The sequence below is a fragment of the Streptomyces sp. NPDC004266 genome (assembly GCF_042874095.1).
Taxonomy (GTDB): domain Bacteria; phylum Actinomycetota; class Actinomycetes; order Streptomycetales; family Streptomycetaceae; genus Streptomyces.
Genome location: NZ_JBIAMM010000010.1, coordinates 33,479 through 53,301 on the forward strand (window position 1 = coordinate 33,479; position 19,823 = coordinate 53,301).

Below are 19,823 nucleotides of genomic sequence, written 5' to 3' on the forward strand. Positions count from 1 at the left end.
ACGCGTGCCGAAGCCGCTCAGTCTCCCCTTCGACCCCATCGCCCGAGCCGACGAACTCTGGCAGAAGCGCTGGGGCCCGGTCCCCTCGATGGCCGCGATCACCTCGATCATGCGCGCCCACCAGATCCTCCTCGCGGAGGTCGACGCGGTCGTCAAGCCGTACGGCCTGACCTTCGCGCGGTACGAGGCCCTGGTCCTGCTCACCTTCTCCAAGGCGGGCGAGCTGCCGATGTCCAAGATCGGCGAGCGGCTGATGGTCCACCCGACCTCGGTGACGAACACGGTGGACCGGCTGGTGAAGTCGGGGCTCGTCGCCAAGCGGCCCAACCCCAACGACGGCCGCGGCACCCTCGCCTCCATCACGGAGAAGGGCCGCGAGGTGGTCGAGGCGGCGACCCGCGACCTGATGGAGATGGACTTCGGCCTGGGCGCGTACGACGCCGAGGAGTGCGCGGAGATCTTCGCGATGCTGCGCCCGCTGCGGGTCGCGGCGCACGACTTCGACGAGGGCTGAGCGGACCCCGACCCCCGCGAAGATCGCCCGGAACGTGCCGTTACGCTCGACGGCATGAAATCCAGCGTGCTGACCCGCTACCGCGTCATGGCCTACGTGACCGCCGTGATGCTCCTCATCCTGTGCGCGTGCATGGTCGCCAAGTACGGCTTCGGCGTCGGCGAGGACCTGACCTTCGCGGTCTCCCAGCTCCACGGTGTCCTCTACATCATCTACCTGGTCTTCGCCTTCGACCTGGGCTCCAAGGCCAAGTGGCCGTTCGGCAAGCTCCTCTGGGTCCTGGTGAGCGGCACCATCCCGACCGCCGCGTTCTTCGTCGAGCGCAAGGTCGTCGCCGAGACGCTTCCGCTGGTCAGCGGCGCGCAGGCGCAGCCGGTCAAGGCCTGACCCCCACCCCCGCACACCTGTGCGGGGGCGTGCCGTCGACAGTTACTAGGACGTCCTAGTAACTTCGAAGGATGGACGCTGACGCCATCGAGGAGGGCCGCCGCCGCTGGCAGGCCCGCTACGACGAGGCCCGCAAGCGGCAGGCGGACTTCAGCACGCTCTCCGGCGACGCCGTCGAGCCGGTCTACGGCCCCCGGCCCGGCGACACCTACGAGGGGTTCGAGCGCATCGGCTGGCCCGGCGAGTACCCCTTCACCCGAGGTCTGCACCCGACCGGCTACCGGGGCCGGACCTGGACCATCCGCCAGTTCGCCGGCTTCGGCAACGCCGAGCAGACCAACGAGCGGTACAAGATGATCCTGGCCGCGGGCGGCGGCGGCCTCTCCGTCGCCTTCGACATGCCGACCCTCATGGGCCGCGACTCCGACGACCCCCGCTCCCTCGGCGAGGTCGGCCACTGCGGTGTCGCCGTCGACTCCGCCGCCGACATGGAGGTCCTCTTCAAGGACATCCCGCTCGGGGACGTCACGACGTCCATGACGATCTCCGGGCCCGCCGTCCCGGTCTTCTGCATGTACCTGGTCGCCGCCGAGCGCCAGGGCGTCGACCCGGCCGTCCTCAACGGCACGCTGCAGACCGACATCTTCAAGGAGTACATCGCCCAGAAGGAGTGGCTCTTCGAGCCCGAGCCCCATCTGCGCCTCATCGGCGACCTGATGGAGCACTGCGCGGCGGACATCCCCGCGTACAAGCCGCTCTCGGTCTCCGGCTACCACATCCGCGAGGCCGGGGCGACGGCCGCGCAGGAGCTGGCGTACACCCTCGCCGACGGCTTCGGCTACGTCGAGCTCGGCCTCTCCCGCGGCCTCGACGTCGACGTCTTCGCCCCCGGCCTCTCCTTCTTCTTCGACGCGCACCTCGACTTCTTCGAGGAGATCGCCAAGTTCCGCGCCGCCCGCCGGATCTGGGCCCGCTGGATGAAGGAGGTCTACGGCGCCAGGACCGACAAGGCGCAGTGGCTCCGCTTCCACACCCAGACCGCCGGGGTCTCCCTCACCGCCCAGCAGCCGTACAACAACGTCGTACGGACCGCGGTCGAGGCGCTCTCCGCCGTCCTCGGCGGCACCAACTCCCTCCACACCAACGCCCTCGACGAGACCCTCGCGCTCCCCAGCGAGCAGGCCGCCGAGATCGCGCTGCGCACCCAGCAGGTGCTGATGGAGGAGACCGGCGTCGCCAACGTCGCCGACCCGCTGGGCGGTTCCTGGTACGTCGAGCAGCTCACCGACCGCATCGAGGCCGACGCCGAGAGGATCTTCGAGCAGATCAAGGAGCGCGGTCTGCGCGCCCACCCGGACGGCAGGCACCCGATCGGCCCGATCACCTCCGGCATCCTGCGCGGCATCGAGGACGGCTGGTTCACCGGTGAGATCGCCGACTCCGCCTTCCGGTACCAGCGGGCCCTGGAGAAGGGCGAGAAGCGGGTCGTCGGCGTCAACGTCCACCACGGCTCGGTCACCGGCGACCTGGAGATCCTGAGGGTCAGCCACGAGGTCGAGTGGGAGCAGGTCCGGGTCCTCGGCGAGCGCAAGGGGCGGCGGGACGACGCCCGGGTCCGCACCTCGCTCGACGCGATGCTCGCGGCGGCCCGGGACGGGTCGAACATGATCCCGCCGATGCTGGAGGCCGTCCGCGCCGAGGCCACGCTCGGCGAGATCTGCGACGCCCTGCGCGAGGAGTGGGGGGTCTACACGGAACCCCCGGGCTTCTGATGCCCCGCCGGCTCCCGCCCGTTCAGCCGGTGGCCGCCACCGCGCCCAGGCCGCCCACCAGGAGCGCGGAGAGGCGGGCCACCCAGGGGGCGTCCACCGGTTCGGCGCTGACCAGGGCGCGGTGCACGACCGCGCCCGCGATGACGTCGAAGATCAGGTCGTCGGTGGCGTCCGCGGTCATCGGGTCGCGGCCCGCCGGGAGTTCGCCGCGCTGCTGGGCCCGCTCGCGGCCCGCCAGGACCAGCCGCTTCTGGCGGTCGACGATGGAGGCGCGTATGCGCTCGCGGAGCGGCTCGTCCCGGGTCGACTCGGCCACCACGGCCATCAGGGCCGTCTTCGTCTCGGGCCGTTCGAGGAGGGCGGCGAACTGCAGCACCACGTGCTCGATGTCGGCCTGGAGGGAACCGAGGTCGGGCAGTTCGAGTTCGTCGAAGAGGACGGCGACGGCGTCCACGACGAGCTCGTTCTTGTTGGCCCAGCGGCGGTAGAGGGTCGTCTTCGCGACCCCGGCGCGGCCGGCCACGTCCCCCATCGTGAGCTTGGACCAGCCCAGCTCGACCAGGGCCGCGCGGGTCGCCTCCAGGATGGCCGTGTCGGCCTCGGTGGAGCGGGGGCGCCCGGTGCGGCTGCCGCGGGGGTTGGTGCGCTTACACATGGAAAGCGACCATACCCGCCGGTAGGTACACCGCCAGAGGTCGGTGATGTGAGGCAGTTCACCGCACGGATCCCGTCCCCGCCCTCCCGCCGGATCCCTCCCCGGAGTTACGCTACGACTCGTAGCGAAAGGCATTGAGCGGCCTGAGCGACAACCACAGTGCCGGATGGGGATCCGGTGCGACAGAGGGCGCCGGGTGGGGACCCGGGGCCACCGAAGACGAGGAACCGTGTCGTCCACGCGTCTCGCACACCGGCGGGAGACGTGCGGACGGCACGGTTCAGCCATGGCTTACCGGTTACGCGCGCGGAAGGGGGAGGATGTATCCATGCAGCCCCGAAACATGTCCATGAGCGGCGTCGTCGACCTCGCCGCGGTGAAGGCGGCCGGAGAGGCCAAGGCGAAGGCGGAGCAGGCGCGCGCCGAAGCCGCCCGACAGGGCGGTCCCGCCCCCGTGCCCCCGTCGGCCCTGGTGATCGACGTCGACGAGGCCGGCTTCGAGCGCGATGTGCTCCAGCGCTCGGCCGAGGTTCCGGTCGTCCTCGACTTCTGGGCCGAGTGGTGCGAGCCGTGCAAGCAGCTCGGCCCCCTCCTGGAGCGGCTGGCCGTCGAGTACAACGGCCGCTTCCTGCTCGCGAAGATCGACGTCGACGCCAACCAGATGCTGATGCAGCAGTTCGGCATCCAGGGAATTCCGGCCGTTTTCGCGGTGGTCGCCGGTCAGGCGCTGCCGCTGTTCCAGGGCGCGGTGCCCGAGGCGCAGATCCGGGAGACCCTCGACCAGCTGATCCAGATCGGCGAGGAGCGCTTCGGCCTCACCGGCATCGTCGTGGACGCGGACGCCGACACCCCGGCCCCCGTCGGCCGGCCGGCCGGCCCGTACGACGCGCTCCTCGAGGCGGCCATGTCCGCGCTCGACGCGGGCGACCTGGCGGGTGCCGTCCAGGCGTACAAGAACGTGCTCGCCGACGACCCGGCCCACCCGGAGGCCAAGCTCGGTCTGGCGCAGGCCGAACTGCTCACCCGGGTGCAGGATCTCGACCCGGGCGTCGTCCGCAAGAACGCGGCGGACAACCCGGCCGACGTCACCGCGCAGATCACCGCCGCCGACCTGGACCTGGTGGGCGGCCACGTGCAGGACGCCTTCGGCCGCCTCGTGGAGACCGTGCGCCGCACGGCGGGCGAGGACCGGAACGCGGCGCGCCTGCGCCTCCTGGAGCTGTTCGAGGTGATCGGCGCCGACGACCCGCGTGTGACGGCGGCGCGACAGGCTCTCGCGCGGGTGCTGTTCTAGCTCTCGGCGGGCGCCGGATCGTCTGACGATTTGGCAGCAGGGTGACAAAACGCGGCCGCGCTTTACCAAAACTTGGTAATCGCGGCCGCTGTTACTTGCAGTAAATCGAACCCGACGTTCTGTCCGTATTCATCCGATGATCTCCTGACATTCCCTGTCGCCCGAACGTACCCAGCGTGCCCGTTCGGTCCCGTGCCGCCATGACGTGGTTATCCACCCGTTACTAGCCAGTAACGAACCCCCTTGTGCGGGGGCCCGGAATGGACCACGATCGGCCACGCTCGGTCCGAACCGCACCACCCCGGCAACCAACCGGGTCCGCGGCGAGGGTCCCCACCGAGTGGACCGGTGTTCCGGCACCGGTCGTGGACAGGGGGGTTCCCGCTCTCACCGAACGGGGCCTGTCCAATCAGGTCGCGCTCGAAGGCGTGACCCATGGTTGTCGCTCGGGGGTGATCGCCGGTGATTCGGACGCGCATCGCGCCGCCTGATGCCTCGGCGCTCTCCTTCCCGAGGACGTAGCTCTTCTCCCATCCCAGGGTGGCCCCCCGGGGGTCCCTCCGGAGATGTACGTCCGAGAAGGAGGAATTCTCATGAAGTCCCAGGTTCGTGGCGGGACCAGATGGAAGCGGTTCGCCGTCGTCATGGTCCCGAGCGTGGCCGCGACGGCCGCGATCGGTGTCGGCCTGGCCCAGGGCGCGCTCGCCGCGTCCTTCAGCATCTCCGGCCAGGAATTCAAGGTTAAGGCCAACAGCCTCGTCGGTACGGACTTCGTCCAGTACGGCAGCGTGGACGCGGGCAAGGACCTCGAGGGCAAGGACTTCGCCGCCCCGGTGGCCGTGTCCGGCTTCTCCGAGGCCTGGATCACCAACATGTGCCAGTCGGTCGTCACGCCGAAGGTGCCGTTCATCGGTGACGTCACCCTCCGCCTGGAGGCCGGCACCGAGGCCGCCAAGACCGGCAAGGACGCGGACAAGGTCTACGCGAAGGGCATCTACCTCGATGTCTCCGAGCTCAAGGCCGACGCCGAGTTCAGCAACATCGACATCGGCGTCGCCGCGGGCAAGCTCAACGAGTTCGGCGGCAAGACGGACGCGGGCAAGCCGGGCATCCAGCCCAACACCAAGGCCAACCCGTACGGCTTCGGCCAGCGCGCCGAGCAGGCGACGCTGAACAACGTGCAGCAGAAGGCCTGGGCCACCACGGCCGGCACCTTCAAGCTCCCCGACCTGCACCTGTCGCTGCACCGCGGCACCGACGCCGAGTGCTACTAGGACCGGCCGGTCCGTAAGGACCGATCCGTTCCTGAGGGTGGGGCCGTCGCGTGCGGTCCCACCCGCCAGGTTCCTTCTTCATCTTTCTCAGCAACACCGCTTCCAGGGAGCTGTTCCATGAGCGCCGAGATCCCCGCCTCCCGCGAAGTCCCCAAAAAGGAGAACCCGTTCAAGGTCTGGAGGCAGACCCGGCCCTTCTGGGCGGGACTGCTCACCATGATCGGCGGCGTACCGATCGCCTACCTGCCGTACGGGGACATGCGGCTCGGCAACGTCACGCTCGCCATGCAGACGACCGCCGGAGCCGGTGCGCTGATCATCGGCGTCCTGCTGATCACGCTCGGACTGACGATGTGGTTCCAGCCCGTCGTCCGGGTCTTCGCGGGCATCGCGGCGATCGTCCTGGCACTCGTCTCCATCCCGGTGTCGAACTTCGGCGGCCTCGTCATCGGATTCCTGTTCGCCCTCATCGGAGGCGGCATGTCCGCCGCCTGGGCACCCGCGCCCCCGGTCGAGGAGACCGAGGACACGCAGCACGACGGTCACCCCGAGGCCTCCTACGAGGCCGGTGCGGAGCCCGAGACGCAGGTCGTGCCGGCGGCCGTGCTCCCGGAGCAGCGCGAGGCGGAGCACCTGGCGACCGAAACCACGACCGACGCCAACGGCGGGAGGAACAGTGCGGGGTGACGAGAATCAGTCGGCGCTCGCGAAAGGGGGCCCGCGGCACGCGGCCCCGCGCAAGTCGCTGCTGAACAGGATCCAGGGCCCCGCCGGGAAGGCGATGGCACTGGCCGCCATGCCGACCGCGGTGCTGGTGGGCATGGGCCTCACGCCCAAGCTCGCCCTCGCGGACGACAAGGACATCCCCTTCGCCCCCGGCCCCTGCGTGACCCGCTCGGACGAGCCGACGCCGGAGGCCTCGGAGACGCCGAAGTCGCAGGAGAGCGCCAAGCCCACCGCGACCGCGACGGCCACGCCGACGGACACCCCCTCGGCGACCGCCACGCCGTCCGCCACCGCGACGCCGTCCGGGACCCCGACGCCCACCGCGACGGCGACCGGACAGACGGCCGCACCGCAGACGCAGACCCAGGGGCAGGCTCAGGCGACGACCGCCCCCGCGCCCACGGCCACCCCCTCGCCGACGCAGTCCAGGAACCCGCTGGACCCGCTGGGCCTGGGCGACGCCCTCAAGGACCTCCTCGACGGCCCGGACGAGACGCCGACGGCCACGGCCACACCCACGACGGCGCCGACCACGGCCGCGCCCGAGCAGACCCCGGCCCCCGCCGGCAAGGCGCCGGCCACCGACGCGCCCTCCACGACCGCCACCACGGCCCCGAAGCCGAAGACGGCGACGGGCCCTGCCGCGGAGAGGACGAAGACGGCGATCGAGAAGGCCGCCGACCGGGCGGGCGTGAAGGTCGAGGAGCTCCCGGAGAGCGCCAAGGGTCTCGACGCCAAGAAGGACACGGACATACCCGACGGGGCCAAGCCCCGCTTCCCGTGCCCCGAGTACGACGCGCAGGCGCTCGCCGACGCCGACCTGGAGCCCGGCATCCCGCTGCTGCCGGACGAGCCCTGGCGCCTGGAGAGCACCCTCCTCACCCTGAACGGCCTCAAGTACCACGGCATCGTCGAGGTGAAGACCGGCAGCGGCAAGATCAAGAAGGTGCTGAAGTTCACCGCGTCCTCGGTGGACATCAAGGACCTGCACCAGCTGACGGACCACTCCGAGGGCCGCACCGCCCACGTCCGCTCCGACAAGGGCTCGACCTCGACCATCCGCAACGGCACGGTGACGATGTACACCGAGGAGCTGAAGGGCAACCTCTTCGGCCTCATCCCGATCACCTTCGGCCCCGAGTCCCCGCCCCCGCTGGACGTCCCCTTCGCCTTCTTCACCAACGTGAAGCTGCGCCAAGCGGGCCAGTTCGGCGGCACCCTCAAGGTCCCCGGGCTCCACAACACGATCGAGCCCAGCTGACCCCCGTACCACCGCGGAGCCGCACACGACGAAGCCCCCGTCCGCACCGGACGGGGGCTTCGTCACGCCTCACGCGGGTCAGGCGCGCTGCGCGCCGCCCAGGTGGTGGACGCGGACCATGTTGGTCGTGCCCGGGACGCCGGGGGGCGAGCCGGCGGTGATGACCATGGTGTCGCCCTCGCCGTAGCGCTGGAGCTTGAGGAGCTCGGCGTCCACGAGGTCGACCATGGCGTCCGTGTTGTCCACGAACGGGACGAGGAAGGACTCCACGCCCCAGCTCAGGGTGAGCTGGTTGCGGGTGCCCTCGTCCGTCGTGAAGGCGAGGATCGGCTGCTGCGTGCGGTAGCGCGAGAGGCGGCGGGCGGTGTCGCCGGACTGCGTGAAGGCGATCAGCGCCTCGCCGTCGAGGAAGTCCGCGATCTCGCAGGCCGCGCGGGCGACGGAACCGCCCTGGGTGCGCGGCTTCTTGCCGGGGACCAGGGGCTGGAGGCCCTTGGAGAGGAGCTCCTCCTCGGCCGCGGCGACGATCTTCGACATCGTCTTCACGGTCTCGATCGGGTACGCGCCGACCGAGGACTCGGCCGAGAGCATGACCGCGTCCGCGCCGTCCAGGATCGCGTTGGCGACGTCGCTCGCCTCGGCGCGGGTCGGCCGGGAGTTGGTGATCATCGACTCCATCATCTGGGTGGCGACGATGACCGGCTTGGCGTTGCGGCGGCACATCTCCACGAGGCGCTTCTGCACCATCGGGACCTTCTCCAGCGGGTACTCCACCGCGAGGTCGCCACGGGCCACCATGACGGCGTCGAAGGCGGCGACGACGTCCGCCATGTTCTCGACCGCCTGCGGCTTCTCCACCTTGGCGATGACGGGGACCCGGCGGCCCTCCTCGTCCATCACCTTGTGGACGTCCTTGACGTCGTTGGCGTCGCGGACGAAGGACAGGGCGACCATGTCGCAGCCCATCCGCAGCGCGAAGCGGAGGTCGTCGACGTCCTTCTCCGACAGCGCGGGCACGTTGACCGCCGCGCCCGGCAGGTTGATGCCCTTGTGGTCGGAGATGACGCCGCCCTCGACGACGATGGTCTTGACCCGGGGCCCGTCGACCTCGACGACCCGCAGCTCGACGTTGCCGTCGTTGATCAGGACCTGGTCGCCCTTGGAGACGTCGCCCGGCAGACCCTTGTACGTGGTGCCGCAGATCGACTTGTCGCCCGGGACGTCCTCGGTGGTGATGGTGAACTCGTCACCGCGCACCAGCTCGACCGGTCCCTCGGCGAAGGTCTCCAGACGGATCTTCGGGCCCTGGAGGTCGGCGAGGACGCCGACGGCGCGCCCGATGTCCGCGGAGACCTGCCGGAGGCGGTCGTACCGCTCCTGGTGCTCCGCCTGGGACCCGTGGCTGAAGTTGAATCGGGCCACGTTCATACCGGCCTCGATGAGAGCCTTCAGCTGCTCATACGAGTCGACGGCGGGGCCCAGCGTGCAGACGATTTTGGAACGGCGCATGAGGCGGATCCTATCGGTTTGTTTCACTGCGGAATATTCCGTCTGGCGGAAAGTACAAATGGGCGCGGGCCCGCTCAGGCGTTCACTCGTTCGAGCTCGCCCCTTCCAGAACGAGCGCGTGGCTCTGGCGCGCGATCTCCAGCTCCTCGTCCGTCGGCACCACCGCGACCGCCACCCGCGCGTACACCGGCGAGATGATCCGGGCCTCGTCGGACCGCACGGAGTTCAGGTCCGCGTCCACCGCGAGCCCGAGCTCCTCCAGGCCCGCGATCGCAGCCTCCCGCACCGGCGCCGCGTTCTCGCCGACCCCCGCCGTGAACACCACCGCGTCCACCCGGCCGAGCACCGCGTAGTACGCCCCGATGTACTTCTTCAGACGGTGGACGTAGATGTCGAAGGCGAGCGCCGCCCGCTCGTCGCCCTCCTCGATCCGCCGGCGGATCTCCCGCATGTCGTTGTCGCCGCAGAGCCCCACCAGGCCCGACTTCTTGTTCAGCAGGACGTCGATCTCGTCCGCCGACATCCCCGCCACCCGCTTCAGGTGGAAGGTCACCGCCGGATCGATGTCGCCCGAGCGGGTGCCCATGACCAGGCCCTCCAGCGGCGTCAGACCCATCGAGGTGTCCACGCACCGGCCGCCCCGCACCGCCGACGCCGAGGCGCCGTTCCCCAGGTGCAGCACGATCACGTTCACCTCCTCCGGCTCCTTGCCCAGCAGCCGCGCCGTCTCCCGCGAGACGTACGCGTGCGAGGTGCCGTGGAAGCCGTAGCGGCGGATCCGGTGCGCGTCGGCCGTCTCCACGTCGATCGCGTACCGCGCCGCCGACTCCGGCATCGTCGTGTGGAAGGCGGTGTCGAAGACCGCCACCTGCGGCAGGTCCGGGCGCATCGCCATCGCCGTGCGGATGCCCACCAGGTTCGCCGGATTGTGCAGCGGCGCCACCGGTACGAGCCGCTCGATCTCCGCCAGCACCTCGTCGTCGATCACCGTCGGCTCGGTGAACCGCAGCCCGCCGTGCACCACCCGGTGGCCGATCGCCGCCAGCTCGGGGGAGTCGAGGCCCAGACCGTCCGCCGCCAGCTCCTCGGCGACCGCCTTCAGCGCGGCCGCGTGGTCCGCGATCGGCCCGTTCCTCTCCCGCTTCCCGCCGTCCCGGAGCGGGGTGTGCACGATCCGCGAGGTCTCCTCGCCGATCCGCTCGACCAGGCCCTGCGCGAGCCGGCTGTCGTCCTTCATGTCGAGCAGCTGGTACTTCACCGACGAGGAGCCGGAGTTGAGGACGAGGACACGGGTGGGGGGCGTCATGCCGGGAGCTCCTGGGCCTGGGACTGGATCGCCGTGATGGCGACCGTGTTGACGATGTCGCTGACGAGCGCGCCGCGCGAGAGGTCGTTCACGGGCTTGCGCAGGCCCTGGAGCACCGGGCCGACCGCCACGGCGCCGGCCGAACGCTGCACGGCCTTGTAGGTGTTGTTGCCCGTGTTGAGGTCCGGGAAGATCAGCACGGTCGCCTGACCCGCCACCTCCGAACCCGGCAGCTTCGTCGCCGCCACGGAGGGCTCGACGGCCGCGTCGTACTGGATCGGGCCCTCGATCCGCAGCTCCGGACGCGCCTCGCGGACCAGCTTCGTCGCCTCCCGCACCTTGTCGACGTCCGCGCCGGAGCCCGAGGTGCCGGTGGAGTACGAGAGCATCGCGATCCGCGGCTCCACCCCGAAGCGGGCCGCGGTCGCCGCCGACTGGGCGGCGATGTCCGCGAGCTGCTCGGCGTTCGGGTCCGGGTTGACCGCGCAGTCGCCGTACACGAGGACCTTGTCGGCGAGGCACATGAAGAACACCGAGGAGACGATCGACGCGTCCGGCTTCGTCTTGATGATCTCGAACGCGGGCCGGATCGTCGCCGCCGTGGAGTGCACGGATCCCGACACCATGCCGTCGGCGAGACCCTCCTGCACCATCAGGGTGCCGAAGTAGTTCACGTCCGAGACCACGTCGTACGCCAGCTCGACGGTGACGCCCTTGTGGGCCCGCAGCGCCGCGTACTTCTCGGCGAACGTGTCGCGCAGCTGTGAGGTCTGCGGGTCGATCAGCTGCGTGTCGCCCAGGTTCACGCTCAGGTCGGCGGCCTTCTTGCGGATGACCTCGACGTCGCCGAGCAGCGTCAGGTCGCAGACGTCACGGCGGACCAGCACGTCCGCCGCGCGCAGCACCCGCTCCTCGGTGCCCTCCGGCAGCACCACCCGGCGGCGGTCGGCCCGGGCCTGTTCGAGCAGCTCGTGCTCGAACATCATCGGCGTCACCCGGCCGCTGCGCGCCACCGAGATCCGCTTGAGGAGGTCGGTGGTGTCCACGTGCCGCTCGAAGAGGCCGAGGGCCGTCTCCGCCTTCCTGGGGGTGGCCGCGCTCAGCTTGCCCTCGAGGGAGAAGAGCTCGGCCGCGGTGGGGAAGCTGGTGCCGGGCACGGAGATGACCGGCGTGCCGGGCGCGAGCCGGGCCGCCAGGGTCAGGATCTCCTCGGGGGGCCGCTCGTCCAGGGTCAGCAGCACACCGGCGATCGGCGGGGTGCCCGCCGAGTGCGCGGCGAGCGCGCCGACGACCAGGTCGGCCCGGTCCCCGGGGGTGACGACGAGACAGCCGGGGGTCAGCGCCCTGAGGAAGTTCGGCAGCATCGCGCCGCCGAAGACGAAGTCGAGCGCGTCCCGCGCGAGCCCCGCGTCGTCGCCGAGGACGACGGAGGCGTCCAGCGCGTGGGTGATCTGGGCGATCGTGGGCGCGGCGAGCGCCGGCTCGTCGGGCAGCACGTAGCAGGGCACCGGGAGCCGGGCCGCGAGCCGCTCGGCGATGGGCTCGCGGTCCTCGCCGGACACCCGGTTGACGACCATCGCGAGCACGTCGCAGCCGAGGCCGTCGTACGCCCGGAAGGCGTTGCGCGCCTCGGCCCGTACGGACTCGGCGCTCTGGCCCTTGCCGCCGACCACCGGTATGACGGAGGCGCCGAACTCGTTGGCGAGGCGCGCGTTGAGCGCCAGCTCGTCGGGGAGCTGGGTGGCGGCGAAGTCGGTGCCGAGGACGAGGACGACCTCGTAGTCGCGGGCGACGGCGTGGAAGCGGTCGACGAGCCGGGAGACCAGCTCGTCGGTGCCCCGCTCGGCCTGGAGCGCCGAGGCCTCGTGGTAGTCCAGGCCGTAGACCGTCGAGGGGTCCTGCGAGAGGCGGTAGCGGGCGCGCAGCAGGTCGAAGAGCCGGTCGGGACGGTGGTGCACCAGCGGGCGGAACACCCCCACCCGGTCCACCTGGCGGGTGAGGAGCTCCATGACTCCCAGCTCGACGACCTGGCGGCCGTCACCGCGGTCGATCCCGGTCACGTACACGCTGCGCGTCACGCCGTGGTCTCCTGTCCAGTCCTGCGGAAGGGCCGAGCGGTGCTCTCGCGGCACCGATCCGCGCCCCGTGCGTCAATCGGAAGTGCTCAGAAAGCCCCGATAGGGCGGCATCACCCCCTTGACAATACCCCCGCCGATGGTTAAATCGCCCCCCGGACGAAGGGCCCGGAAGCCCGGGACGAAAGGCCTCCGCGGGACCCTCGGCGGGGACGCGCGGACGGGCGACGAACGCGTCCGTCAGGCGGCGCGTGGGAGAATCGTGGTGGCTCACAACGGACCGCGACCGAGCAGGAGACCAAGCACGATGCGCATCGGAGTTCTCACCGCAGGCGGCGACTGCCCCGGCCTGAACGCAGTGATCCGGTCGGTCGTGCACCGGGCCGTCACCCACTACGGCGACGAGGTCATCGGCTTCGAGGACGGCTACGCGGGCCTCCTCGACGGCCGCTACCGCCCCCTCGACCTCAACGCCGTCAGCGGCATCCTCGCCCGCGGCGGCACCATCCTCGGCTCCTCCCGCCTGGAGCGCGACCGCTTCCGCGCGGCCTGCGACAACGCCAAGGAGCTCATCGAGAAGAGCGGCTTCGACGCGCTCGTCCCGATCGGCGGCGAGGGCACCCTCACCGCGGCCCGGATGCTCCACGAGGCCGGCGTGCCGGTCGTCGGCGTCCCCAAGACCATCGACAACGACATCTCCTCCACCGACCGCACCTTCGGCTTCGACACCGCCGTCGGCGTCGCCACCGAGGCCATGGACCGCCTCAAGACCACCGCCGAGTCCCACCAGCGCGTGATGGTCGTCGAGGTGATGGGCCGCCACGCCGGCTGGATCGCCCTGGAGTCCGGCATGGCCGGCGGCGCCCACGGCATCTGCCTCCCCGAGCGGCCCTTCGACCCCGCCGACCTGGTCAAGATGGTCGAGGAGCGCTTCTCCCGCGGCAAGAAGTTCGCCGTCATCTGCGTCGCCGAGGGCGCGCACCCCGCAGCGGGCACGATGGACTACGACAAGGGCGAGATCGACCAGTTCGGCCACGAACGCTTCCAGGGCATCGGCACGGCCCTCGCCTACGAACTGGAGCGCCGCCTCGGCAAGGAGGCCCGCCCCGTCATCCTCGGCCACGTCCAGCGCGGCGGCACGCCGACCGCGTACGACCGCGTGCTCGCCACCCGCTTCGGCTGGCACGCGGTGGAGGCCGTGCACCGCGGCGACTTCGGCCGTATGACGGCCCTGCGCGGCACGAACGTCGAGATGGTGCCGCTGGCCGAGGCCGTGACCCAGCTCAAGAGGGTCCCCGAGGACCGCATGCGCGAGGCCGAGTCGGTCTTCTGACCGGGTCGGGCCGCCCCGGGGCGCGGGACGGCCCGGACAGGCCCTCCGGGACCCTGGACGACGCGAGCGGTCCCGACCGTCCCCCCGTGGACGGTCGGGACCGTCCCGCCGTGCCCGGCACTCCCCCCGGAAATGCCGGATTCCACTCTTGAGCCCCGGCGCGGGATCAACAAGGCTTGGGGCTGTCCCGGACATGTCCCGACCGTGTCCGGCGGAAGGGGGAACGCGCGGATGACGCCGGGGGAGCACGCTCCCGACCCACGGGAGGTACGGAGCCCCGCCGAGTTCCTCGCGTGCCTCCAGGCCCTCAAGGACTGGTCGGGCCTCACCTACCGCGAGCTGTCGGCACGCGCGGAGACGCACGGCGACGTCCTGCCCCGCTCCACGGTGGCGAACATGCTGGCCCGCCCCACGCTGCCCCGCGAGGAACTGCTCGCCACCTTCGTCCGCGCCTGCGGGGTCGAGGAGGCCGAGGCGGAGCACTGGCGGACGGTACGGAGGGAGCTGGCGGCGCGGGGGGTGTACGGGGCGGATCCCGAGGGGGCCCCCACCCGGCCCGAGGCCGCCGGCGATCCCGGGCCCGGTGCCGACGACGGCCCCGGCGGCCCTGACGTTCCCGATGGCCCCGGTGGCGAGGGCGGTCCCGGTGGCGGCGGCGCTCCCGGCGACGGTGCTCCCGACGGTGGCGGTCCCGGGGGCGGCGGTGCGATCGGTTCCCGGTCCGAGGCCGGGGACCCGCCCGGCCCCTGGGCCCCGCCCGGCCCCGGCTCCCGGATACGCCGGGCCCTCGTCGCGGCCGTCGCGCTCGCCGGCCTCGTGCTGGCCGGGGTCAGCGTCGTCGCCTTCCTGCGGGACGGGCACGCCGGGCATCCGCCCCGTACCCCCACCGCCCCCGCCGCCGGGGACGTCCGGATCCGGGTGGCCGGCACCGACTTCTGCCTCGGCGAGCGGCGCGGCACCCGCACCGGCCAGATCCACCAGCTGCCGTGCGCCGCCGCCGGCCTCCCGCGCTACTCGCTGGCGGAGGCGGGCGACGGCCGGTGGAGGATCGTTTCGGACCACCCCGACTTCGGCCCCGGCTGCTCCGGCCTCCCCTCGGGCGGCCGGACACCCGGCGCCGCGTACGAGGACTCCGAGTGCGGCGACCCGACCCGGGTCGAGTCCTTCGCCCTGGAGGCGTACGGCACCCCCGTCGAGGGCTACCGGATCGTCCCGGTGGGCTCCGCCACCCCCGGCAGCTGCGTCACCGTCGTCGGCGACCGCTCGGCCGCCTGGGCGCGGCTCGCCCAGGCGCCCTGCGCGCCGGACGCGGCCGGGCAGCTCTTCGACTTCGACCGGTGGGACTGAGCGGGCGCCCCGGACGAGGCGCGCACGAAGGGCCTGCCGCCGGGACCGCGCCCGGGGCACGGCCCGCGGCGGGGCCTCAGGCAGCCTCGACCAGGCGGGCCCTGAGCGCCGTCACCACGGCCGGGTCGAGCCCGACGTGGCCGGTGGCGTACTCGTACACCGAGCCGTACCGCTCGCGCAGGTCCGCGAGGAACAGCCGGATGACGTCTGCGGGTGCCCGGCCGTAGCCCGGCCAGCGGGGCTCCCGGCCCGGGTGTGCGGCCCGCCAGTCGGCGATCAGCCGCTCCGTGGCCAGTTCGGTGAGGGCGAAGTCCGCGAGGATCTCCTCGTCCGGGACCTCCAGGAGGCCGAGGACGACGGCCGCGAGCAGACCCGTGCGGTCCTTCCCGGAGGCGCAGTGGAAGACGAGGGGTCCCTCGGCGGCGGCGATCAGCTCCAGGGCCGTACGGAGCTCCTCCGCCCCGTCCTCGGCGACCTCGGCGAAGCGGTCGGCGAGGTAGCGCCAGGGGTCGAGGGCCGGGTCGATCGCCTCCTGGTCGTAGGGGCGGTGCTCGACGGAGAGGTTGTGCCAGGAGACCTCCTCGGTCTCCGGCAGGCGGCCCTTGCCGGCGATCTCCCACGGATAGCGCAGGTCGATCACCGTGCCGACGCCCAGCGCGCGGAAGCGCTCCAGGTCGGCCGGGCCGGCGTCCGCGAGCTTGCCGAGGGAGTCGGAGCGGTAGAGGGTCCCCCACCGCACGGTCCCGCCGTCGGCGGTCCGATAGCCGCCCAGGTCACGGAAGTTGTGGAGTCGGTCGAAGGGTACGTGTCGTCTCACGGCCGCCAATGTACGGTCCCCGGCCCCGGACGATCTACGGACCGACCGCCGCCCAGAAGTGGTCGGTGATCCCGTCCAGGTAGGCGCGCCCCTCGTCGCCGGTCGTCCCCGGGGCGCCCCAGCTGCTGATCGCCGTCATCCGGGCGTGGTAGTCCGAGTGGAGCTGCTGGAGCGCGGACTCCACGATCCGCTTCGGCAGCGGCACCAGCTTCACGGTGGGCTTCACGTACGCCTGCCAGCGGGTGGTCGCCGCGTCGCGCAGCAGCTCGGCGAGGGCTTGGTCGCCGCCGGTCGCGGTGATCAGGGCGCGCGGGCCGAGGCCGAGGGCCTCGGCGAGCGCGACCGTCTGGCGTTCGGTGCCGCGCCAGCGGCCCTCGTCCTCCATCCGCTGGTACGCGTGGGTCGCCACGCCCACCCGCCGGGCGAGCTCCTCGGTGGACAGACCGAGCGCGACCCGGTGCTCGCGCAGGGTGGAGGCGGCGGCGATGAGGTCCGCGGGGGAGCACCACAGGACGCCCGCGAGGGCGGTGAGCTCCTGCTCGTTCGGGACCGCCCGGCCGCGCTCCCAGGCGACGACGGTCTCGGGGTCGACGAAGAGGCCGTACTGGGCCCGCAGGCCGTAGGCGACGTGATCGGGGGCCATGCCGAGGCCCTCGCGGAGGCGGCGCGCGGCCAGGGCGTCGAAAGGCGGGGAGGGTTGGTGCACCCGGCCACGGTAGGTGCGGAGGGTGACGGCTGGCTACGGTGTGTTCTTCCAACATGCGGCGTCGTAGGAACGTGGGAACCGGGCGGTAACAGCGGGTCCGCTCAGTGGCCGCGCGCCGGGCCGCCGAGCCAGCGGTACTGGAGCTCGGGGCGGCCGATCTGCCCGTACTGCGGGGCGCGCACGGCCCGGCCCTCCGTGACCAGGTGTTCGAGGTAGCGGCGGGCGGTGATCCGGGAGATCCCGACGGCCGCGCCCGCCTCGGCGGCGGTGAGCCCCGCCGGGGCGGACCGGAGGGTGCGCGTGACGGCTTCGAGCGTCGGGGCGCTGAGGCCCTTGGGGAGCGCGGCGGGGTGCGGGGCCCGGAGCGCGGCGAGCGCCCGGTCCACCTCGTCCTGGCCGGAGGCTTCCCCGGCGGCCGCCCGGAACTCGGCGTACCGGGCGAGCCGGTCCCGCAGCGTGGCGAAGGCGAACGGCTTCAGGACGTACTGGACGACGCCGAGGGACACGCCCTCGCGGACGACGGCCAGGTCACGGGCGGAGGTCACGGCGATGACGTCCGCGGAGTGCCCGGCGGCCCGCAGGGCCCGCAGCAGCTGGAGGCCGTGGCCGTCGGGCAGGTAGAGGTCGAGCAGGATCAGGTCGACCGGCGTCCGGTCGAGGATCCGCACGGCCTCGGCCCGCGAGTGCGCGACCCCGACGACGGTGAAGCCCTCGACCCGCCCGGCGTAGAGCGCGTGGGCGTCGGCGGCGACGGGGTCGTCCTCGACGACGAGCACACGGAGGGGGTGCGCGCTCACGGGGCCACCTCCGCGTCGACCGCGTCGGTCGCTCCGGAAGCCCGTGAGCTTCCGCCCGGCCCGGACCCCCGCGCCCTTCCGCCCGGCCCGGAGGCCCCGGAACCCCGGGCCGGGTCGGAGCCCCCGGAGGACTCGGCGCCGCCGACGCCGTGGGCGCCGCCGGGGCGCACGGACCGGCCCGGGACGTCGGGCCCGCCCGGGCGGGCGAGGCCACGGGGGTCGCCGGCCGTGCCCGGCGCGGCCGGGGCGGTGTCGGCCCCGGGGACGCCGGGTCCGTCCGTGCCTTCGGCCCGGCCCCGGGGCCGGGCCCCGCCCGGGGCCTCGGAGGGTCCGGAAACGGTCACGCGCGCCCCACCGGCCTCCCCTTCCCCCGCCCCGGCTTCCTGCCGCAGGGGCAGGCGGACGGTGAAACGGGCGCCGCCCTCCTCCGCCTCCGTGAGGTGCAGGGTGCCCGAGGCGCGGGAGACCGCCTGGCCCACCAGGGCCAGGCCGAGGCCGCGGCCGGGGCCACGGGTGGACCAGCCGCGTCCGAGGACCGCCTCCCGGTCGGCGGGGCGGACGCCCGGACCGTTGTCGGCGACCCGGAGCAGCAGCTCGCCGTCGCCCGCGCGGGCCGCGACCGTGACCGTCACGCGCGCGTGCGGGGTCCCGCCGACCGCCTCCACCGCGTTGTCGATGAGGTTGCCCAGGATCGTCACCAGGTCCCGGGAGGGCAGGGCGGCCGGGACCCGGCCGTCGTCGATGCGGCTGTCCTCGGTGAGGACCAGCTCCACGCCCCGCTCGTTGGCCTGCGCGGCCTTGCCGAGCAGCAGCGCCGCGAGGACCGGTTCGCCGACGGCGTCGACGACGCGGTCGGTGAGCGCCTGGGCGAGCTCCAGCTCCGCCGTCGCGAACTCCACCGCCTCCGCCACCCGGCCCAGTTCGATGAGCGACACGACCGCGTGCAGCCGGTTCGCCGCCTCGTGGGCCTGGGAGCGGAGCGCCTCCGTGAAGCCCCGCTCGGAGTCCAGCTCGCCGGAGAGCGCCTGGAGTTCGGTGCGGTCCCGGAGCGTGACGACGGTGCCGCGCCGCTCACCGCCCACCACCGGGCGGGTGTTGACCACCAGCACCCGGTCGGCCGTCAGGTGCGTCTCGTCGACGCGCGGCTCCGAGGAGAGCAGCGCGCCGGTCAGGGACGCGGGCAGGCCGAGCTCCGCGGCCGGCCGCCCCACCACGCCCTCGTCCAGGTTCAGGAGCTCCCGCGCGCCGTCGTTGATGAGGGCGATCCGCCGCCCTCCGTCGAGCATCACGAGCCCCTCCCGCACGGCGTGCAGCGCGGCCTCGTGGTAGTCGTGCATGCGGCTCAGCTCCGTGGCGTTCATGCCGTGCGTATGGCGGCGCAGGCGCGCGTTCACGACGTACGTCCCCGCTCCGCCGAGCGCGAGCGCCGCGCCCGCCATGCCGAGCAGGGCGGTCACCTGCCCCCGTACCTGCTCGCTGATCTTGTCGATCGTGATGCCCGCGCTGACCAGGGCGACGACCCGGCCGTGGGGGTCGAGGACGGGCGCCACCGTCCGTACGGAGGGGCCGAGGACGCCCAGGTGCGTCTCGGAGTAGAGCCGGCCCCGCCGCGCCTGCTCGATGTGCCCGAGATACGTGCGGCCTATCTGCTCCGGCTCGGGATGCGTCCAGCGGGTGCCGTCCGGGGACATGATCACCACGAAGGCGACGCCCGCGTGGCGGCGCAGCGACTCCGCGTACGGCTGGAGGGCGGCCGTCGGGTCGGCGGAGCGGGCGGCGGCGACCACGGACGGGGAGTCGGCGACGGCGGCCGCGGTCGCCGTGGACTGGCGCCGCGCGGTCTCCTCGGCCTGCGCGAGGTCCGTGACGTACGCGAAGACCGCGCACCCCGCCACGACGACGGCCACGAGCACGACCTGCATCGCGAAGAGCTGGCCGGCGAGGCTGCGGGGGCGGGGGAGGGGAAGACGCATGCGGCGCATGCGGGTAAGTGTGCACGTGGGAGCGTGTGCGGCGGCACCGCGTTCCCGAATCGTGCTCTTCCCCTCGT

The 19,823-nt window shown here is 72.6% G+C and carries 17 protein-coding genes; 9 read left to right on the forward strand and 8 right to left on the reverse strand.

Annotated features, from left to right (window positions below):
- Positions 1 to 4: 4 nt before the first annotated feature.
- From ACFYUZ_RS23505 to ACFYUZ_RS23515, 3 genes are all read left to right on the forward strand, one after another.
- Positions 5 to 514 carry a MarR family winged helix-turn-helix transcriptional regulator gene (locus ACFYUZ_RS23505; protein WP_123455446.1) on the forward strand — a complete coding sequence of 170 codons (510 nt, stop codon included), beginning with the start codon at positions 5 to 7 and terminating at the stop codon, positions 512 to 514.
- Positions 515 to 568: 54 nt separating this feature from the next.
- Positions 569 to 901 (forward strand): DUF3817 domain-containing protein, encoded by a 333-nt coding sequence (locus tag ACFYUZ_RS23510; protein ID WP_030693306.1) that lies wholly within the window; start codon positions 569 to 571, stop codon positions 899 to 901.
- Positions 902 to 972: 71 nt separating this feature from the next.
- Positions 973 to 2,673 carry a methylmalonyl-CoA mutase gene (locus tag ACFYUZ_RS23515; RefSeq protein ID WP_389312257.1) on the forward strand — a complete coding sequence of 567 codons (1,701 nt, stop codon included), beginning with the start codon at positions 973 to 975 and terminating at the stop codon, positions 2,671 to 2,673.
- 22 nt (positions 2,674 to 2,695) lie between these two features.
- Here ACFYUZ_RS23515 and ACFYUZ_RS23520 read toward each other — a convergent pair whose 3' ends face one another.
- On the reverse strand, positions 2,696 to 3,328 hold the full coding sequence (locus ACFYUZ_RS23520) for a TetR/AcrR family transcriptional regulator (RefSeq protein ID WP_389312259.1): 633 nt from the start codon (positions 3,326 to 3,328) through the stop codon (positions 2,696 to 2,698).
- Positions 3,329 to 3,656: 328 nt separating this feature from the next.
- On the opposite strand from ACFYUZ_RS23520, the gene ACFYUZ_RS23525 reads away from it, so the two are divergent.
- The 4 genes from ACFYUZ_RS23525 to ACFYUZ_RS23540 all read left to right on the forward strand — a co-directional run bounded on the left by ACFYUZ_RS23525 (position 3,657) and on the right by ACFYUZ_RS23540 (position 7,883).
- Positions 3,657 to 4,622: a tetratricopeptide repeat protein gene (locus ACFYUZ_RS23525; protein WP_389312261.1), complete on the forward strand. Its 966-nt coding sequence runs from the start codon at positions 3,657 to 3,659 to the stop codon at positions 4,620 to 4,622.
- A 593-nt stretch (positions 4,623 to 5,215) separates the two neighbouring features.
- On the forward strand, positions 5,216 to 5,896 hold the full coding sequence (locus tag ACFYUZ_RS23530) for a DUF6230 family protein (RefSeq protein WP_389312263.1): 681 nt from the start codon (positions 5,216 to 5,218) through the stop codon (positions 5,894 to 5,896).
- A gap of 117 nt (positions 5,897 to 6,013) precedes the next feature.
- Positions 6,014 to 6,583 carry a DUF6114 domain-containing protein gene (locus ACFYUZ_RS23535; protein ID WP_389312265.1) on the forward strand — a complete coding sequence of 190 codons (570 nt, stop codon included), beginning with the start codon at positions 6,014 to 6,016 and terminating at the stop codon, positions 6,581 to 6,583.
- Positions 6,573 to 7,883 (forward strand): hypothetical protein, encoded by a 1,311-nt coding sequence (locus ACFYUZ_RS23540; RefSeq protein ID WP_389312267.1) that lies wholly within the window; start codon positions 6,573 to 6,575, stop codon positions 7,881 to 7,883. The genes ACFYUZ_RS23535 and ACFYUZ_RS23540 overlap by 11 nt, the downstream gene beginning before the upstream one ends.
- 78 nt (positions 7,884 to 7,961) lie before the next feature.
- Here the strand turns inward: ACFYUZ_RS23540 and pyk are convergent, their stop codons facing one another.
- The 3 genes from pyk to pta form a co-directional block, all read right to left on the reverse strand.
- Entirely contained in the window at positions 7,962 to 9,392 is a 1,431-nt protein-coding gene (gene pyk / locus ACFYUZ_RS23545) for a pyruvate kinase (RefSeq protein ID WP_389312269.1), read from the reverse strand.
- Between the two features lie 82 nt (positions 9,393 to 9,474).
- Entirely contained in the window at positions 9,475 to 10,698 is a 1,224-nt protein-coding gene (locus ACFYUZ_RS23550) for an acetate kinase (RefSeq protein WP_389312271.1), read from the reverse strand.
- A complete protein-coding gene (pta, locus tag ACFYUZ_RS23555) occupies positions 10,695 to 12,776 on the reverse strand; it encodes a phosphate acetyltransferase (protein WP_389312272.1) in 2,082 nt (693 codons plus the stop codon). Before pta ends, ACFYUZ_RS23550 begins: the two co-directional genes overlap by 4 nt.
- 304 nt (positions 12,777 to 13,080) lie before the next feature.
- Between pta and ACFYUZ_RS23560 the strand changes: the two genes are divergently transcribed.
- Together ACFYUZ_RS23560 and ACFYUZ_RS23565 are read left to right on the forward strand one after the other, a co-directional pair.
- Positions 13,081 to 14,106 carry an ATP-dependent 6-phosphofructokinase gene (locus ACFYUZ_RS23560; protein ID WP_389312274.1) on the forward strand — a complete coding sequence of 342 codons (1,026 nt, stop codon included), beginning with the start codon at positions 13,081 to 13,083 and terminating at the stop codon, positions 14,104 to 14,106.
- Between the two features lie 231 nt (positions 14,107 to 14,337).
- A complete protein-coding gene (locus tag ACFYUZ_RS23565) occupies positions 14,338 to 15,453 on the forward strand; it encodes an RICIN domain-containing protein (protein WP_389312276.1) in 1,116 nt (371 codons plus the stop codon).
- Positions 15,454 to 15,529: 76 nt separating this feature from the next.
- On the opposite strand, the gene ACFYUZ_RS23570 is transcribed toward ACFYUZ_RS23565, so the two are convergent.
- From ACFYUZ_RS23570 to ACFYUZ_RS23585, 4 genes are all read right to left on the reverse strand, one after another.
- Complete coding sequence (locus ACFYUZ_RS23570; RefSeq protein WP_389312278.1) at positions 15,530 to 16,270, reverse strand: tyrosine-protein phosphatase; 741 nt, start codon at positions 16,268 to 16,270, stop codon at positions 15,530 to 15,532.
- Positions 16,271 to 16,304: 34 nt separating this feature from the next.
- Positions 16,305 to 16,913 (reverse strand): helix-turn-helix domain-containing protein, encoded by a 609-nt coding sequence (locus tag ACFYUZ_RS23575; RefSeq protein ID WP_389312642.1) that lies wholly within the window; start codon positions 16,911 to 16,913, stop codon positions 16,305 to 16,307.
- Positions 16,914 to 17,077: 164 nt separating this feature from the next.
- Positions 17,078 to 17,773 (reverse strand): response regulator, encoded by a 696-nt coding sequence (locus ACFYUZ_RS23580; protein WP_389312280.1) that lies wholly within the window; start codon positions 17,771 to 17,773, stop codon positions 17,078 to 17,080.
- On the reverse strand, positions 17,770 to 19,746 hold the full coding sequence (locus ACFYUZ_RS23585) for an ATP-binding protein (protein ID WP_389312643.1): 1,977 nt from the start codon (positions 19,744 to 19,746) through the stop codon (positions 17,770 to 17,772). Before ACFYUZ_RS23585 ends, ACFYUZ_RS23580 begins: the two co-directional genes overlap by 4 nt.
- Positions 19,747 to 19,823 lie beyond the last annotated feature (77 nt).

What these genes read in the sequence shown, in the direction of transcription:
- ACFYUZ_RS23565 (WP_389312276.1), top strand. Translation starts at nt 14,338, where the DNA reads ATGACGCCGGGGGAGCACGCTCCCGACCCACGGGAGGTACGGAGCCCC.
- pyk (WP_389312269.1), bottom strand. Translation starts at nt 9,392, where the DNA reads ATGCGCCGTTCCAAAATCGTCTGCACGCTGGGCCCCGCCGTCGACTCG.
- ACFYUZ_RS23530 (WP_389312263.1), top strand. Translation starts at nt 5,216, where the DNA reads ATGAAGTCCCAGGTTCGTGGCGGGACCAGATGGAAGCGGTTCGCCGTC.
- ACFYUZ_RS23560 (WP_389312274.1), top strand. Translation starts at nt 13,081, where the DNA reads ATGCGCATCGGAGTTCTCACCGCAGGCGGCGACTGCCCCGGCCTGAAC.
- ACFYUZ_RS23515 (WP_389312257.1), top strand. Translation starts at nt 973, where the DNA reads ATGGACGCTGACGCCATCGAGGAGGGCCGCCGCCGCTGGCAGGCCCGC.
- ACFYUZ_RS23550 (WP_389312271.1), bottom strand. Translation starts at nt 10,698, where the DNA reads ATGACGCCCCCCACCCGTGTCCTCGTCCTCAACTCCGGCTCCTCGTCG.
- ACFYUZ_RS23510 (WP_030693306.1), top strand. Translation starts at nt 569, where the DNA reads ATGAAATCCAGCGTGCTGACCCGCTACCGCGTCATGGCCTACGTGACC.
- ACFYUZ_RS23585 (WP_389312643.1), bottom strand. Translation starts at nt 19,746, where the DNA reads ATGCGTCTTCCCCTCCCCCGCCCCCGCAGCCTCGCCGGCCAGCTCTTC.
- ACFYUZ_RS23535 (WP_389312265.1), top strand. Translation starts at nt 6,014, where the DNA reads ATGAGCGCCGAGATCCCCGCCTCCCGCGAAGTCCCCAAAAAGGAGAAC.
- ACFYUZ_RS23575 (WP_389312642.1), bottom strand. Translation starts at nt 16,913, where the DNA reads ATGGCCCCCGATCACGTCGCCTACGGCCTGCGGGCCCAGTACGGCCTC.
- ACFYUZ_RS23520 (WP_389312259.1), bottom strand. Translation starts at nt 3,328, where the DNA reads ATGTGTAAGCGCACCAACCCCCGCGGCAGCCGCACCGGGCGCCCCCGC.
- ACFYUZ_RS23525 (WP_389312261.1), top strand. Translation starts at nt 3,657, where the DNA reads ATGCAGCCCCGAAACATGTCCATGAGCGGCGTCGTCGACCTCGCCGCG.